This window comes from Pontibacter saemangeumensis, from assembly GCF_039541895.1.
Lineage (GTDB): Bacteria > Bacteroidota > Bacteroidia > Cytophagales > Hymenobacteraceae > Pontibacter > Pontibacter saemangeumensis.
Map to the genome: position 1 here is coordinate 497684 of NZ_BAABHC010000016.1, position 14671 is coordinate 512354.

At 54.5% G+C, this 14671-nt stretch carries 12 protein-coding genes; 3 read left to right on the forward strand and 9 right to left on the reverse strand.

Going from position 1 to position 14671, the window contains the following annotated elements:
* Positions 1 to 145: 145 nt before the first annotated feature.
* The 3 genes from ABD920_RS16130 to ABD920_RS16140 all read right to left on the reverse strand — a co-directional run bounded on the left by ABD920_RS16130 (position 146) and on the right by ABD920_RS16140 (position 1210).
* Positions 146 to 559, reverse strand: coding sequence for a hypothetical protein (locus ABD920_RS16130; protein WP_345160495.1), 414 nt, complete (start codon positions 557 to 559; stop codon positions 146 to 148).
* A gap of 80 nt (positions 560 to 639) precedes the next feature.
* The gene (locus ABD920_RS16135) at positions 640 to 888 is read right to left on the reverse strand and encodes a hypothetical protein (RefSeq protein ID WP_345160497.1); all 249 of its coding nucleotides are present in this window, start codon (positions 886 to 888) and stop codon (positions 640 to 642) included.
* Positions 889 to 1039: 151 nt separating this feature from the next.
* Positions 1040 to 1210 (reverse strand): hypothetical protein, encoded by a 171-nt coding sequence (locus tag ABD920_RS16140; protein WP_345160498.1) that lies wholly within the window; start codon positions 1208 to 1210, stop codon positions 1040 to 1042.
* A gap of 279 nt (positions 1211 to 1489) precedes the next feature.
* Here ABD920_RS16140 and ABD920_RS16145 point away from each other — a divergent pair, with 279 nt between their 5' ends.
* Positions 1490 to 4432, forward strand: coding sequence for an adenylate/guanylate cyclase domain-containing protein (locus ABD920_RS16145; RefSeq protein WP_345160499.1), 2943 nt, complete (start codon positions 1490 to 1492; stop codon positions 4430 to 4432).
* Between the two features lie 143 nt (positions 4433 to 4575).
* Here ABD920_RS16145 and ABD920_RS16150 read toward each other — a convergent pair whose 3' ends face one another.
* Complete coding sequence (locus ABD920_RS16150) at positions 4576 to 5712, reverse strand: glycoside hydrolase family 26 protein (RefSeq protein WP_345160501.1); 1137 nt, start codon at positions 5710 to 5712, stop codon at positions 4576 to 4578.
* Positions 5713 to 6049: 337 nt separating this feature from the next.
* Positions 6050 to 6445: a hypothetical protein gene (locus ABD920_RS16155; RefSeq protein ID WP_345160502.1), complete on the reverse strand. Its 396-nt coding sequence runs from the start codon at positions 6443 to 6445 to the stop codon at positions 6050 to 6052.
* A 432-nt stretch (positions 6446 to 6877) separates the two neighbouring features.
* Here ABD920_RS16155 and ABD920_RS16160 point away from each other — a divergent pair, with 432 nt between their 5' ends.
* Positions 6878 to 7903, forward strand: a complete 1026-nt coding sequence (locus tag ABD920_RS16160; RefSeq protein WP_345160504.1) for a patatin-like phospholipase family protein — start codon at positions 6878 to 6880, stop codon at positions 7901 to 7903.
* Positions 7904 to 8039: 136 nt separating this feature from the next.
* Here the strand turns inward: ABD920_RS16160 and ABD920_RS16165 are convergent, their stop codons facing one another.
* Genes ABD920_RS16165 through pxpB form a run of 4 tightly spaced genes read right to left on the reverse strand, consistent with a single transcriptional unit; the run spans position 8040 to position 11740 of the window.
* A complete protein-coding gene (locus tag ABD920_RS16165) occupies positions 8040 to 9227 on the reverse strand; it encodes an NRAMP family divalent metal transporter (protein ID WP_345160505.1) in 1188 nt (395 codons plus the stop codon).
* Entirely contained in the window at positions 9224 to 10003 is a 780-nt protein-coding gene (locus ABD920_RS16170) for a LamB/YcsF family protein (protein WP_345160506.1), read from the reverse strand. Before ABD920_RS16170 ends, ABD920_RS16165 begins: the two co-directional genes overlap by 4 nt.
* Entirely contained in the window at positions 10000 to 11007 is a 1008-nt protein-coding gene (locus tag ABD920_RS16175; protein WP_345160508.1) for a 5-oxoprolinase subunit C family protein, read from the reverse strand. Before ABD920_RS16175 ends, ABD920_RS16170 begins: the two co-directional genes overlap by 4 nt.
* Positions 10997 to 11740: a 5-oxoprolinase subunit PxpB gene (pxpB, locus tag ABD920_RS16180; protein WP_345160510.1), complete on the reverse strand. Its 744-nt coding sequence runs from the start codon at positions 11738 to 11740 to the stop codon at positions 10997 to 10999. Before pxpB ends, ABD920_RS16175 begins: the two co-directional genes overlap by 11 nt.
* 301 nt (positions 11741 to 12041) lie before the next feature.
* On the opposite strand from pxpB, the gene ABD920_RS16185 reads away from it, so the two are divergent.
* Positions 12042 to 14648 carry a M1 family aminopeptidase gene (locus ABD920_RS16185; protein ID WP_345160511.1) on the forward strand — a complete coding sequence of 869 codons (2607 nt, stop codon included), beginning with the start codon at positions 12042 to 12044 and terminating at the stop codon, positions 14646 to 14648.
* The last annotated feature ends 23 nt before the right edge of the window (positions 14649 to 14671 follow it).

Genomic DNA, 14671 nt, shown 5'->3' on the forward strand with positions numbered 1-14671 from the left:
TAGCCAATATAATTCCAGGTAAGTCTCGGGAGTGTGCCTGCCAACGCTAACGGGCATAGCTTTCTTCACCTGGAATGTAGGCGTTATCACGTACCTCAGAAGATATTATGTTGATCAACCTCTCAGGTTGCTGTGTAAGGCTGTGTTATCGCCTGGTATCATTCATGATGGCAAGCAGCAGCAGCACTGAAGCCAGCAAGGCTATTTTGGAAAGAATGCCGCCTGAAACCGGGATTCCACCGACCTTGCTTTTCGCCACGTTCTTTGCTGAGTCGATGGATTTTGTGTTTCCCTCATCAATGTCGAACGTCACATAATCGCCCACATTAAACTCCTTCGCCGCGTCGACAAACCATACCACAGCCTCCACATTCTTTCTCTTGCACTTGAGTATGTTCTCGTCCCTGCACACCCCGATGTACACGACCCTTGCGTTTTCAGGCTCGCCTGTTGCCATACTGCTACCAGCACCCGTTACTCCCGGAGAACTGAAGCTCCTGAACGCTACCCCGCTTCCTGTATAAGAAGGTTTTACGGCAATCACTTTTCCCTGTGGCATGGCTGTATCTATTTTGGTTCGATTTATATATAAGCAAATGATCTTAAAGCCAGGCGGTAATGGAAGCACCTGCCTGGATATTATTTACATTTTGGACAATCAGTTATTTTTGCCTTTAGTCTCCCGGTGGGCATCTCCGTAATTTCAATCGTAACCTCATCACCATGTTCACATTTACAACATTTCCCCCTTTCCTTGAATGGCAGGATTTGTCCTTCATATCTTCCGTCCAACACCTCCACATCACCATCACACTCCAAAAGATCATTTGCATCTGAAACTCCTTCAAGTAGCGAAGGTCTGACTGCGATTATTTTTCCCTGAGGCATAGTTTCATATATAAATTAAAGTCTATTTAATCAAAAGTTAACGGTGCTGACATCATCAATGAAAGACTTTAGACATACCTTCACATGGGGGTGAGAGTCACACACCTTTTTTAGTTATATTCAGTATTTTATTTTTCTCCAGCGCCTGGTTTTACTTTTCAGCACTACTTTCAGTGTCCGGCAAACTAGCAGAACTTCCCTCGGTATTTGCATCTACCTCCTCTGCTTCGCCCTGTGATTTCATTTTAATAGACTCCTCATCTAATGAGGCTGACGCATCTGTGAGCGCAGGCTTAACGGGTACTACTTTTCCTTGTGGCATAATACAACCTGTTAAATGTTTAAACGATGAAAATCAGGCTCTCTGAATTTTAAATTCAAATAAAAATACAAATTATAATCTAAATAAAATAATTCCGTATATATATTTAGTTTTATTTCATCAAAGTAAATTACAATGTCTAAATATCTATTTATTACCATATTCTTGCTGATAGGTAGTTTTAGATCACTGGCACAACTCGGAGATCCTTTTATTCAAAGCTTCCCGCCCTCCGCTTACCAAAGCGATTCCTATATCTCCAGCCCACAGAACTGGGGGGTGATACAGGATAACAGGGGAATCCTGTATATAAGCAATACAAGCGGGGTGATGGAATACGACGGCGTTTCGTGGCACCTGGTAAAAAATACGGACTATGAAGAACGGTTTCACCTTGCTAAGAACAGCGAGGGCAGGATATTCGTCGGCAATAGCACCGCCCTGGGTTACCTGGCGCCTGACTCCGTTGGTCAAATGCAATTTATCTCGCTGCTGCCATTCCTGAAAGGAAAGTACCCGGAGCTCGAGATAAAAGGGGTTGCCGCCGTAGGGCAGGATGTTTATTTCTGTGCAGAGAACAATATTTTCCGCTGGTCCGGCAAAGGGTTCAAGGTCTTTAAAAGCGCGGCAGGGATCATCCGGATATTCCCAAGTCCGGACGGCCTATACGTCTTACACAGGACACTGGGGCTAGGCCTGCTGGACCGTAATCGCTTTAAGGTTGTTCCCGGAGGGGAGCAATTCAAATCCTTAAATGTGACCGCTCTCCTGCCCATGCCGGCAACAAAGGCCTCGAAGCAGAATTTCTTTGTAGTTACATTCGATCAAGGCCTATATACGTACGAAGACCATGTTCTGAAAAAGCTGGCGACGGCTTCGGGAGGGATTCTGAAGAGCACGTCCTTTATGCACGGCATAACGCTAGCGGACGGAACTGTTGCCCTGGCAACCACATCCGAGGGCGTAGTTGTGGTGAACTATGCAGGAGACGTGATCAAGGTGATCGTTAAGGAGAGCGGCCTGAACGACAACACCGTACTCTCTCTCTATACTGACCCAGAAGGCGGGGTTTGGGCAGCCCTAAACAAAGGCATCAGCCGCATCGACTATCCTTCGCCTGTCTCGTATTTAGGGGAAAAGTCAGGGCTGGAAGGGATTGTGCTTGATATCCTGAAGAAAGACAGCCGCTTGTACGCCGGCACTACGGTGGGTTTATATAGGATGGATGAGAAGGCCCCCCTGCCCGAATTCCAAAAGCTGCCCCAGTTGCAGCGGGAGGTATGGAAAATGCTGGATATAGGCAAGGACTCGCTCCTGGTGGTGAGCAGCGGGGGCGTCTATATGCTGGCAGGCCCTACGGTGAAGCAGTTGTCGCCCGCCACCAAAAACATTGTCTATAAAACCATTCACCAGTCTCTTCACAACCCGTCTAATTATTATGTAGGGTCTTCTGACGGCCTCGCGCTTCTCACACACCGGGATGGCAGGTGGAAATGGGAAGGAGACATACAGGGAGTGCGGCACGATGTGATCTATCTGGCGGAAGACAGGGCAGGTGTGCTTTGGGCGTCCTGCGACAATAAAATCTCTACCGTTGATATTTCGGGCGGGCCCAGGCTGAATCCTCCCGTCCTCAGCCTGACACCCGCCCCGCAGTTGGTCGAGCAGCTGACAAGGTTCCAGGTTTCAGCCATAAACGGCAACATCTACTTCGGTACCAGCAAAGGCATCTACAGTATTCAACAAAAAGGAGAGCGATACTTTCTCAAACCCGACGCCACATTTGGAGCCCTTTTCGCAGACGGCTCCCGGGAGGCCATTAACCTGACAGAAGACCGGAACGGCGATATATGGCTGACTTCAGAGTTCAGGACCGGCCTGCTGAAGAAGAAGGAGGACAACACCTACGCCTGGGACACCATCCCGCTGAGCAGAATCCCGAAGCTGGCGGTCTGGGCCATACACACTGATCCGGAGGGGGCGGTGTGGCTGGGCACGACAGACAACATCTACCGTTATTCACCCTTTGTCCCCAAGAACTACAGTTCGCGGCAGCAGACGGTTCTCCGCAAAGTAAACCTGTTGGGCGACTCTACCGTTTTTTTTGGCGCTTTTGCGGAGAACGGAACGGCCACCATCAAACAATCGCCCCGATTCAAGTTCGTGCTGCCGCACGCCGTCAAGTCTATCAGCTTTGAGTACGCAGCCACCTCATACGACGCGCCCGAGCAGCTGATGTACAGCTATATGCTGGAGGGCGAGGACAAGGGCTGGTCGCACTGGACCACCGAGACGAAAAAAGAGTTTACGGGGCTGGACGAGGGCAATTACGTCTTCAAGGTGAAGTCGAAGAACATATATGGCACCGAGAACCTGGCCTCGACCTTTGCCTTTGAATCCCTGCCGCCCTTTTACCGCACCTGGTGGGCTTATGGGATCTATGTGCTCTTCTACGGGCTTGTGATCCTGGCATTTATCAAGATAAAGCACCGCAACCTAATCGCCTCGAAAAAAAGCCTGGAGAAGCAGGTGTACGAACGGACGGCGCAGTTGGAGGTGGAGAAGAAGAAATCCGATGACCTGCTGCTGAACATCCTGCCTGCCGAAACCGCCGAGGAACTGAAGTCCACGGGCCGGGCACGGGCAAGAAGCTATGAGGCCGTGACCGTCCTGTTCACTGATTTCAAGGATTTCACAAAGATAAGCGAGCACCTGACGCCGGAAGAACTGGTTTCGGTCATCGACTTTTACTTCTGCGCGTTCGACCGCATCATCAGCAGTTACAAAATAGAGAAAATCAAAACCATCGGCGACGCCTATATGTGCGCCGGAGGCTTACCGGACCCGAATGCGAACACGCCCACCGATGTGGTGAAGGCAGCCCTGGAGATCCTGCAGTTCGTGAAAAACCTGAACCCGGATAACAAGCAACTAAAAAAACACAAGTTCGAAATCCGCGTCGGCATCCACACAGGCCCGGTGGTGGCCGGCATTGTGGGGACGACTAAGTTTGCGTACGATATATGGGGAGACACCGTGAATACCGCCGCCCGCATGGAAACCTGCGGCGAGGAGGGCAAGGTGAATATCTCGGGCGCCACCTACGAGATCATCAAAGACGAGTTCCGGTGCACCTACCGCGGCAAAGTAGACGCCAAGAACAAAGGCGACATCGACATGTACTTTGTAGAGGCACATGTCGAAAGCCCCGTACTACTGTAGCGAACGATTCTAATAGGAACGCTTCCCGCTACAGCACCCTCTTTTACCAACTCGCCTCAAGCTTCTCCCCTATATGGCTTCATCCTTTTGAGTTAAGGGAAATGGCATTTTTACTGTAGCTATGGCAGCAAGTATATATAGCATTAAAAGATGCCCAGGAACTTCTTCTTTCTATATATGTGGTTGAGGTCTTTCTCGAACAGGGTGTACGGATCTCTGTAAAACTTCAGGAAGTTGGGGCTGCTCACCTGCCCGGGGTAGGGCGCGTAATAATGGGTGGGGCTGCGGGTGTCGTTGCGCCACACCAGCACATACGCCAGTTGCATATCAGCCCGTTTCATCGTTCTCAGAAGCGTGTCCGTCCACCAGGTGGTGTCGGGAATTGACTCCAAGCCGGTTTCGGTGAAGGCGGCCAGTTTACCCGCTTTCTTTGCATAATCCGAAATGATCTTCAGCTTGGCTGCAGCCGTGTCCACGGCATAGCGGTCGCGGCCCATGTCGCCGTAGTTGTCCATGCCCACCATGTCCACCCACTCGTCGCCGGGGTAGCGCTCCAGGAACTCTGCTTCCGTGCTGAATTTGTTGTCGGGTGAAAAGGCATATATAAAGTTGTGCACGTCCAGGCTGTCCCGCAGGTAAGATACGGTAAAGCGCCAGAGCGAGATAAACTCTTCGCGGGAGGCGTACGGTTTGCCCCACCAAAACCAGCCACCGTCAAACTCATGGAACGGCCGGAAGATGACAGGCGCCAGTTTTCCGTCCGCGCCCTTCACGCTGTGGGCCCAGGCGCCGATGCCGTTCAGGATTTCCTTGTACTGCCCGTGCGCCTCCCCGCCCGGTATGATGTAGCGCACCGCCGGCAGCGAGAGCGAATCCACCCAATAGAAACCGCCGCGGGCCACCGGGTTGGAGAAGTGCCAGGCAACCGTTGTGACGCCGCCCCGGTTGTAGGTATCCACCACATTCTTGCGCACAGCCTCCCTAGCCTCCGCGATCGCTTCGGGCGAGCGGCCTGAGAAGCCGCTGAAATCAACACCAATCACGGCCGGGTGCGACCCTGTCACGGACTTCACGTCGGAGCGGTTTTCATCGCCCGACCAGCCGTGCCCGTACTCAGTGGCATGCTGATGCCCGAACAGCGTGTGGTTCTTCGACAGCTTTGCCATGTTATGAAAGAGCGCTTCTGTCTCTTTGGTAGCATTGGCGTCGATGGGCCTGGTCGAGGCGCAGCCCATCAGCAGGAAGGAAGAGAGGAAAGAGAGTAAAAAAAGGCTTCGCATAAAAAGACGTTTCTGAGTTTGCTTCTACATCATTGGCCTTAGAAAGATAATGTCCCTCGCCGGGTTTTACAAAACCACCTCTCGTTGCCTCCCTTTTCGATGATCACCTTCTATACTAAAAAAGGCGGGCAGGCCCTTCAATCCTTTCAGATATCCCGGTCCTGCCTGCCTTAAAAAGCACGCTGGAAAGCGCCGACGCACTTATCCTGCGGCTTTGAGTTAAGCAAAAACTCAGCTATGCATTGCTTGAGGGTTCCTGTACCTGCATGAATTGCAGGAAGATGCTGTGTTCTATATCCCTTCATCGCAATCAGCTTCCAATTTTGTCGATTTCGGTTTATAAATCAGCCAGCTTCGTCAGTTTAGCCTCGATGTGATTGTTCTGCATCAGCTCAGTCGCGAACTTGTAACTGCCGCGCGGCACAAACAGCCTCAGGTCTCCACCCTTCATTTTCGCAATGGATTCCAGTACTTTCCATTTGCTTATGAGCGTGCTCTGCTCTTCCTCTTTCTCGTTTTTCACCACTAATTCGAAATAGTACTTGTTTTCGCCGCGCTTTGCTGTGAAATCAGGCGTTAATACAACATCCTTACTGACCATGCTGATGGAAGCCGGGCTGGTGTAGCCTGTAAAGTCAGCTTTGATGTCCTGATATCCAGACTTCTTGGCGAAATTGATTACCTGTTCTGCAAATGCGTTGTACTCCTCTGATTTTTTATTTGTGTATAGCATATAGATGATTTTTTAATGAAACATAATTTTCACGCCGGTAATAATACCCGGCGTTTGCACAGGTCTACGCCTCCCCCAAAAAACGCAATGGGCATAGAACGTCAGGGCACTGCCATTCGAATTGTTCTACAAGCCTGGTGATTACCCGGATTTGATTTCAGCGAGGGCAAGGCTCCTGCTGCGTGCGCCGGAGCCATATATAAAGCAGATTTCAATACCCGTCCGGGAGAAATGCTTTAGGGATTTAGTAGTGCGTGGTTGCCTGTATATATAGTATACGAAAAATATTCAAGAATTCCTAATAATTTGGATATAAAATCAGCAGAAAACAGGAAAAAGCGTTCCATGAGACCGGCTATGGGCCATGAAAACCGTAGGCAGCAGGCTCCATTCAAGTATATTTGCCTAACTCAGCGCTCTCATATGCAGCTCATGAAAAAGATGCTACTGTTCACCCTGTTTATCTTTTGTTTTAAGGTTGGGCATTGCCAGGAGGTGAGAATCAGAAACCTTATTTTTGAAGGGGCCGGTGTCCGTGGGCTTGCCTACGCGGGGGTTATGGACGAGTTGGAAAAGCAGGGGATCGTGCAGGATGTCGAAAAGGTGGGCGGTACCTCTGCGGGCGCCATCACTGCCCTGATGGTCTCGCTGGGCTATACCGCGGATGAGATGCGCGCGATTATCTCCGACACAAAGTTTCAGAAATTCAACGACGGCAGGTTTATCTTCATCGGGGGCATGCTGCGCATGAAGCACAACTACGGCTGGTACCGAAGCAAAAGGTTTAACATTTGGCTGGAGGACATCATCCGGCACAAAACCGGAAACGCGGATATAACTTTCCGGGAGTTGAAGACAATGGGCTATAAGGATTTGTACGTGACGGCCACCTGCCTGAACAAGCAAAAGCTTTACGTGTTCTCGCACGAAACTTACCCTGACATGCAAGTGAAGGACGCGGTACGCGCCTCTATGTCCGTGCCGCTTTACTTTGAAGCCATTTTTATAGACAGCACCGGCAAAGTTTACGAGAAGCACAACCGACAGCGCGACCTGGATATTGTGGTAGATGGCGGTATCCTGGGCAACTTCCCTGTCACCCTGTTCGACTCAGTCGCCACCGACTCTCTTCAGCAAACCCATCGTGTTGTGAACAGGCAGACGCTTGGCATCAGGATTGACTCCGATGCGCAGATCAAAAACGATGCTGCGTCGAAAGAACTTGTTCCCCTGGAAATCAATAGCCTCCAGGACTATGTTTCCGCCTTTTATATCCTGGCACTCGAAAACCTCAACCGTAGCCAGTTGCAGCCATCAGACTGGGAACGAACCATCTCTGTTTCCTCGGCCGAAATTACCCCGCGCGTGAAGCGGCTTTCGAAAGACCAGAAGGCGTTACTGGTAAACAGCGGCCGGGAACACACAGCCGCCTATCTAAATGCAAAAAGCCTGAAGTGAGGGGACTTACCAGCCGCATATAGCTTTAAGAGAATTACCCGCAGTAGCACAATTTTGATACTGCCATATATAGGCACATCCTCCTTCTTTGCCTGCAATCTTAAAACTTTTACGAGTTGCCCCTTACACAAAACACCTAAAACAATGCGGGCAACTGCTGCACCAGGGTATAACCGCCCATATAGGCCATGACCAGCACCACCAGCACCCCGAATACCGTGAGCCACAGCGGGTGCCGGTATGCCCCGACCACTTTCCTGTTATATGCTGCGATCAAAATAGTGCCCAGGGTGATAGGCAGGATCAGGCCGTTTAGGGAGCCCGCCAGGATCAGCAGCTTCACCGGCTTGCCGACAGAGATGAAAATAGCCGTGGATACAGCAATGAAACCGATGATGACCCAATTCTCATTCCGGGCAATACTCCGGTGAAACGACTTGATGAATGACACCGAGGTATAGGCAGACCCGATAACCGAGGTTATGGCTGCGGAAAGCATGACAACGCCAAATAATTTATACCCCAGGGTGCCAGCCGCCTGCTGGAACACGGACGCAGGTGGATTGGACGGGTCCAGCAGCAGGCCTTTGCTGATGACGCCCAGTGCGGCCAGGAAGAGAAAAACACGGATAAGGGAGGCCACTGAAATCCCGGCTACCGCACTCTTGGTTACTTCGGGCAGCGCTGATTTGCCTTTCACCCCCGCGTCCAGCAGGCGGTGCCCACCGGCGAAGGTGATGTAGCCGCCCACGGTGCCGCCTACCAGCGTGATGATCGCCACCATATCCACCTGGTCCGGAATAAAGGTTTTCACGACCGCTTCCCCGACCGGGGGTGCGGAGGTGATGGCCACGAACACGATCAGCAGGATCATCAGCAGGCCCATGCCTTGGGCAAAGCGGTCCATCACCTTGCCTGCCTCGCGCACCAGGAAAACGGCCATGGCAATGGCTGCGGCTATGACCGCGCCGGTTTCAGCGGGAATGCCCAGCAGCACATGCAAACCCAGCCCGGCCCCGCCCACATTTCCGATGTTGAACGCGAAGCCACCAAGCACAACCAAAACGGCGATGAAAAGCCCCAGCCCCGGTAGCAGGGCATCGGCTATATCCTGCGCCCGCTTCTCCGATACGGCAATCACGCGCCACACATTCAACTGCACGCCGATGTCGATGATGATAGAGATGAGAATCACAAAGCCGAAGCTGGCCCCGAGCGATTGGGTAAATACGGTGGTCTGTGTCAGAAAGCCGGGCCCGACGGCCGAGGTGGCCATGAGAAAGGCAGCGCCCAGCAGCACACCCCTGTTTCGCGCTTGCCTCATCTGCCCGCCCCGCCTGATGCCTGCAGCAGAATCTCCTCGCTCCGGAGCACTTCCTGTATTTGCCGCGCAAACGCAAGGGCGTGCGGTCCATCACCGTGGATGCATACAGTGTCTGCCCTGATCAGCACATCCTGCCCCTGCTGCGAGGTCACCTTCCCCTCCTTTACCATCCGGAGCACCTGCAGCACGGCGTCTGCCTGTTCCGTAATCAGGGCACCGGGGGAGCTACGCGGGGTCAGGGTTCCGTCCTGCTGGTAAGTGCGGTCTGCGAAAACTTCGTGGGCAGTGGCTAAGCCCAGGCGCTCACCGGCCTTGGTGAGCTCGCTGCCGGCAAGACCGTACAGCACCGCCTGCGGCTGCACCTTGTAGACGGCCTCGGCCAGCGCCTCCGCCAGAACCGCGCTTACGGCGGCCATGTTGTAAAGCGCCCCATGCGGCTTTACATGATGCAACACACCGCCCTCTGCGTTTACAAAAGCCATCAATGCCCCTATTTGGTACACCACCATGTCATACACTTCCTCCCGCGACACCGCCATCTCGCGCCTGCCAAAGCCCACCAGGTCGGGTAGTCCGGGATGCGCGCCGACCGCCACGCCCCGCTCCAGCGCCAGCTGCACCGTCCGGCGCATCACCGTGGGGTCGCCGGCATGAAAGCCGCAGGCAATATTGGCGGAGGTCACGTATTGCAGCACAGCGGCATCGTGGCCGAGCTGGTAAGCACCGAAGCTTTCACCTAAATCACAGTTCAGGTCTACGGCTAACTGCTCCTTCATATATTCGTCTTGTAGTATAAGGCTCCCCTGAGCTTTTCCAGGTTCTTCTCCTGCCGGATATAAAGCGACTGCGCCTCTTCCAGCGTCACTTCCTTGAACTGGATTTTATGCCGGGGAACAAGCTGGGCTAATTTAGAAAAGTCTGCGGATATAACCTGCGCAATGCGTGGGTAGCCGCCAGTGGTCTGGTGGTCGGCCATCAACACAATCGGGCTGCCTTCGGGGGGCACCTGCACGGTGCCGAAGGTCACGGCGCTTGAAACCATGTCTTCTTGGGTGGCAAGCGCCAGCCGCGTGCCCAGCAAACGGTACCCCATGCGGTCGGACTGCGCCGTGACCTGGTACGCCATGCGCCAGAAATCCTGCTGGCTCTGTTCAGAGAAAATCAGGTACTCCGGCCCCTTCACCACCCGTATCTGCTGCGGCTCCTGATAGGTTACGTACAGCGACGAATCCACCGACCAGTTTGTCTGTGCCCCCGGGTGTTCCTCCTGCGCCGATGCCAGGCCGCGGAGGAAAGGCTCCATTTTAGCGGGAATGCCCTTACACGGAATAGAGTCTCCAAGCTGCAGGGCCCTGCCCTCGAACCCGCCAATGCCCGCGCGCAGATAAGTGGCGTTGCTGCCCATCACTTTTGGGAGGTCGAGGCCGCCGGCCACGGCTATATAGGCCCGGCACCCATTTAGCACGGCGCCAAACTCCAGGATACTGCCCTCCTCAACGGACACAGGCCGCCAGCTTTTGATGGGTGCGCCGTTCAGGCTTGGCGACAGGTCTGCGCCCGTAACAGCGATGAGCTGGCGCTTGGTGAAGAAAATCTTCGGTCCCTTGAGCGTGACTTCGATACCGGCCTCCCCTTCTGCGTTGCCCACCAGCAGGTTGGCTGCACGCAGGGCGAAGGTGTCCATGGCGCCGCTCACGCTGATGCCGTCTTTCTGATAACCGTGCCGGCCCAGGTCCTGGACGGTGGTCAATAGTCCGGGGCTGATAATGTTAAGACACATGGCGCTGCTCCTTTCTCTGATGGTATTCCTCCTCAGCAATCGGCACAAACCGGACACGGTCGCCGGCGTGCAGCAAACTAGGAGAGGTGCTGTCGGGGTTGAAGAGCGAGACCGGGGTACGGCCGATGAGTTGCCAGCCTCCGGGCATTGGGAGCGGGTATATACCAGTCTGGTTGCCGGCGATGCCCACTGAGCCGGCCGGCACAACGGGCCGCGGGCTCTCCCGCCTTGGCGCGGCGATCTTTGGGTTCAAGCCGCCCAGGTAAGGAAAGCCGGGTGCAAAGCCGATCATATAGACCAGGTAATCCTGCTGGCGGTGCAAGGCCACCACCTCCTCGGGGCTTAACCCACAGTGGGCGGCCACAAAGGGCAGGTCAGGCCCGGAAATTCCGCCATACAGCACCGGGATCTCTACGAGCCGCGGCTCCTGCCCATTTTCATACCGGTCCAGCAGCGGTAGCATCCGCTGCAAAAAACCGGTTACTTTGGTATATGGGTTGAAGTTTCCTTTCTGACTGATTAACCAGGGGTCGTAGTACACGGTGACGGTGGTGAAGGCGGGCACGTACTCCACCAGGCCCTCGAAAGGGTGCTGCGCCAGGTATGCGGCAAAGGCCCGCACCTGCTTGTGCGTCTCCTCCCCGATCACATCGCCAAAGTGCACCACCACAGCGGCGTCGCCCAAAGGATATAACCGGACACTGGGGATATCGCTCTCCTTTAGCTTTTTCATTTTATATATAGCTACCGTTGGTTACGCTCCAAACTCAGCTTCGGAGACTGTTGCTGCAGGTGCTCCGGCTACTTAGCTGTTACATGTCGAACGGGAACGGGTTTGCTTGGTTTTGTCCCGCCGCCTGTTTTGTCTCTTTCGGTGGCGGATAGGCTCCCGGATGACATCCAGGAGCGGTGGATTGGCACAACAAGCCCTATAAGCGCAGGAAACAGGACAGGCAAAAAGAGACTGGTTTCTCTCTTCAAAATTGCACTTCCCTCACCTGATTATTTGTATAAATTTGTACTTTTGGAGTAGCATGAAAAACAAGACAACCCTTTGCTTCGGGATGGGGCTGCTGCTGCTTTCCAGCGTGGTCACCTTCTCCTGCAGCAGCAGAATGACGCCGCTTGCCGATTCCCTTGCCGTTGAACCCGGTGTTTCCAGAGAACTCGCTGACCACAGGAAGAAGGTCATCAGCCGGCTCTCCTACGATCTCACCCTGAACATCCCGGCGGAGAAAGAGGAGCCTGTGCTGGCCTCCGAAGCCATATCCTTCCACCTGCGGGAAAACAGCATGCCGCTGCAACTGGATTTTAAGGAGGCAACAGATCACCTGCAGCAGCTGACTGTGAACGGAAAACAGGTGCCGCTCATGCACCGGGAGGAGCATATCATCATTCCGCAACAGCACCTGAACGCAGGCCCGAATGAGGTACGCACGCAGTTTATCGCCGGTGACCTCTCCCTGAACCGGAACCCGGACTATTTATATACCCTGCTCGTGCCGGACAGGGCCCGCACCGTGTTCCCCGTTTTCGACCAGCCGGACCTGAAGGCAGCGTTCAGGCTTACGCTCACCGTACCCAAGGGGTGGCGGGCACTGGCGAACGGCCCGCTGCAGGACAGCCTGACAACGGGGTCCACCGTCACCTACCGCTTCGGCCCCTCCGATACCATCAGCACCTACCTCTTCTCGTTTGCCGCTGGCCGGTTCGACAAGGTGACACGGGAAGTGGGCGGCCGGGAGATGCGCTTTTACCACCGCGAAACCGACACGACCAAACTAGCCCTCTCCCTGGACCCGATCTTCCAGATACACGCGGATGCGCTGGCGTTCATGAACACATATTCCCAGATCCCCTACCCGTTCCAGAAGTTTGACTTTATCGCCATTCCGGATTTCCAGTACGGCGGGATGGAGCACGTGGGCGCGATTGACTACAAGGCGGCTTCGCTCTTCCTGGATGAGGGGGCCACGCAGGACCAGAAAATTGCCCGCTCCAACCTGATCGCCCACGAAACGGCGCATATGTGGTTCGGGGACCTCGTGACGATGCAGTGGTTCGACGATGTGTGGATGAAGGAGGTGTTCGCCAATTTTATGGCCGACAAAATCACGCAGGTGTCGCTGCCGGATTCCAATTATGACCTGAAATTCCTGCTGGACCATTTCCCCGCCGCCTACGGGGTGGACCGCACGGCGGGCGCCAACCCAATCCGCCAGTCCCTGGAAAACCTACAGGATGCGGGTTCGCTCTACGGCAGCATCATCTACCACAAAGCACCGGTGGTGATGCGCCAGCTGGAGCGGCTGATGGGCGAGGCAGCATTTAGGGAGGGGCTGCAGCAGTACCTGAAAACCTACGCCCACGGAAACGCCACCTGGCCCGACCTGATCGAGATTCTGGACGCACGCACTCCCGCCGACCTGCAGGCCTGGAACCAGGTGTGGGTGAACGAGCCGGGACGCCCCGTGTTTGATTACGAGCTGGAAGCAGCGGATGGCAAGATGAAAAAGCTGGTGCTGAAGCAACAGGGGGAAGACGGTTCCGCACGCCTTTGGCCGCAGTTTTTTGAGCTGACACTGGTTTACCCCGATCATCAGCAGGAACTGACCGTGAACATGAATCAGGCAAGTGTGGAGGTGCATGCCGCCGCGGGAGAAAGGTTGCCGGCTTATATCCTCTTCAACACCTCGGGCCAGGGCTATGGGGTTTTCCCGGTGGATGAGCGGATGCTGCCGGCGCTTTTTAAGGTAAAAGACCCGGTGGCACGCGCCTCAGCCTATATAAACCTGTACGAGAATATGCTGAACGCCAGGACAGTCAAGCCCCGGCAAATGCTCGACCTGTATAGGAAAGGCCTGGCTCAGGAGAAAGAAGAACTGAACCTGAGGTTACTGACAAGCCAGCTGGGGGACATCTTCTGGAAATACACCACACCTGCCAGCCGGACGGCCCTTGCCCCTGTCATGGAAGCGGAGCTGTGGCATGCGATGCAGCAGCAGACAGCCCCAAACGCTAAAAAGCTTCTCTTCAAGGCGTACCAGAACATTGCCCTGAGCAAAGCGGCGCAGGACAGGCTATATACCATCTGGCAGCAGCAGGAGGCCCCGGCGGGTGTGAAACTGACGGAGGATGATTATACCGCGCTGGCGCTGGCGCTGGCCGTGCGGGATTACAAACCGGAAAGCAACATCCTGCAGCGGCAGCTGGCACGCATCCCGAACCCGGACCGCAAAAAGCGGCTGCAGTTCCTGATGCCGGCGCTGTCCCCGAAAGTGCAGGAGCGAGACGCCTTTTTCGCCTCCTTAAAGTCGGAGCAGAACAGGGAGAAGGAGGCGTGGGTGAACACCGCGCTGGCTTACCTGCACCACCCGCTGCGCGCCGGCACCTCCGAGAAATACCTCAAGGAAAGCCTGGACCTGCTGGAGGAAATCCAGCTGACAGGAGACATCTTCTTCCCATACTCCTGGCTGCAGGCCACGTTGGGGTCCTACCAGACCACAACAGCCGCCGACACGGTGCGTACGTTCCTGCGGGAGCACCCGGTCTACAACCCCAAGCTTCGGGCAAAGGTGCTGCAGGCAGCCGATGACCTGTTTCGGGCAGAGAAGATACGCAGCAGCCGGGCAGGTTCCTGAATTCGCCATTTATATACCTGCCA

Coding starts and splice junctions, on each gene's coding strand:
- ABD920_RS16170 (WP_345160506.1), bottom strand. CDS start 10,003: ATGAAGGAGCAGTTAGCCGTAGACCTGAACTGTGATTTAGGTGAAAGC.
- ABD920_RS16150 (WP_345160501.1), bottom strand. CDS start 5,712: ATGCGAAGCCTTTTTTTACTCTCTTTCCTCTCTTCCTTCCTGCTGATG.
- pxpB (WP_345160510.1), bottom strand. CDS start 11,740: ATGAAAAAGCTAAAGGAGAGCGATATCCCCAGTGTCCGGTTATATCCT.
- ABD920_RS16175 (WP_345160508.1), bottom strand. CDS start 11,007: ATGTGTCTTAACATTATCAGCCCCGGACTATTGACCACCGTCCAGGAC.
- ABD920_RS16185 (WP_345160511.1), top strand. CDS start 12,042: ATGAAAAACAAGACAACCCTTTGCTTCGGGATGGGGCTGCTGCTGCTT.
- ABD920_RS16130 (WP_345160495.1), bottom strand. CDS start 559: ATGCCACAGGGAAAAGTGATTGCCGTAAAACCTTCTTATACAGGAAGC.
- ABD920_RS16160 (WP_345160504.1), top strand. CDS start 6,878: ATGAAAAAGATGCTACTGTTCACCCTGTTTATCTTTTGTTTTAAGGTT.
- ABD920_RS16135 (WP_345160497.1), bottom strand. CDS start 888: ATGCCTCAGGGAAAAATAATCGCAGTCAGACCTTCGCTACTTGAAGGA.
- ABD920_RS16140 (WP_345160498.1), bottom strand. CDS start 1,210: ATGCCACAAGGAAAAGTAGTACCCGTTAAGCCTGCGCTCACAGATGCG.
- ABD920_RS16155 (WP_345160502.1), bottom strand. CDS start 6,445: ATGCTATACACAAATAAAAAATCAGAGGAGTACAACGCATTTGCAGAA.
- ABD920_RS16165 (WP_345160505.1), bottom strand. CDS start 9,227: ATGAGGCAAGCGCGAAACAGGGGTGTGCTGCTGGGCGCTGCCTTTCTC.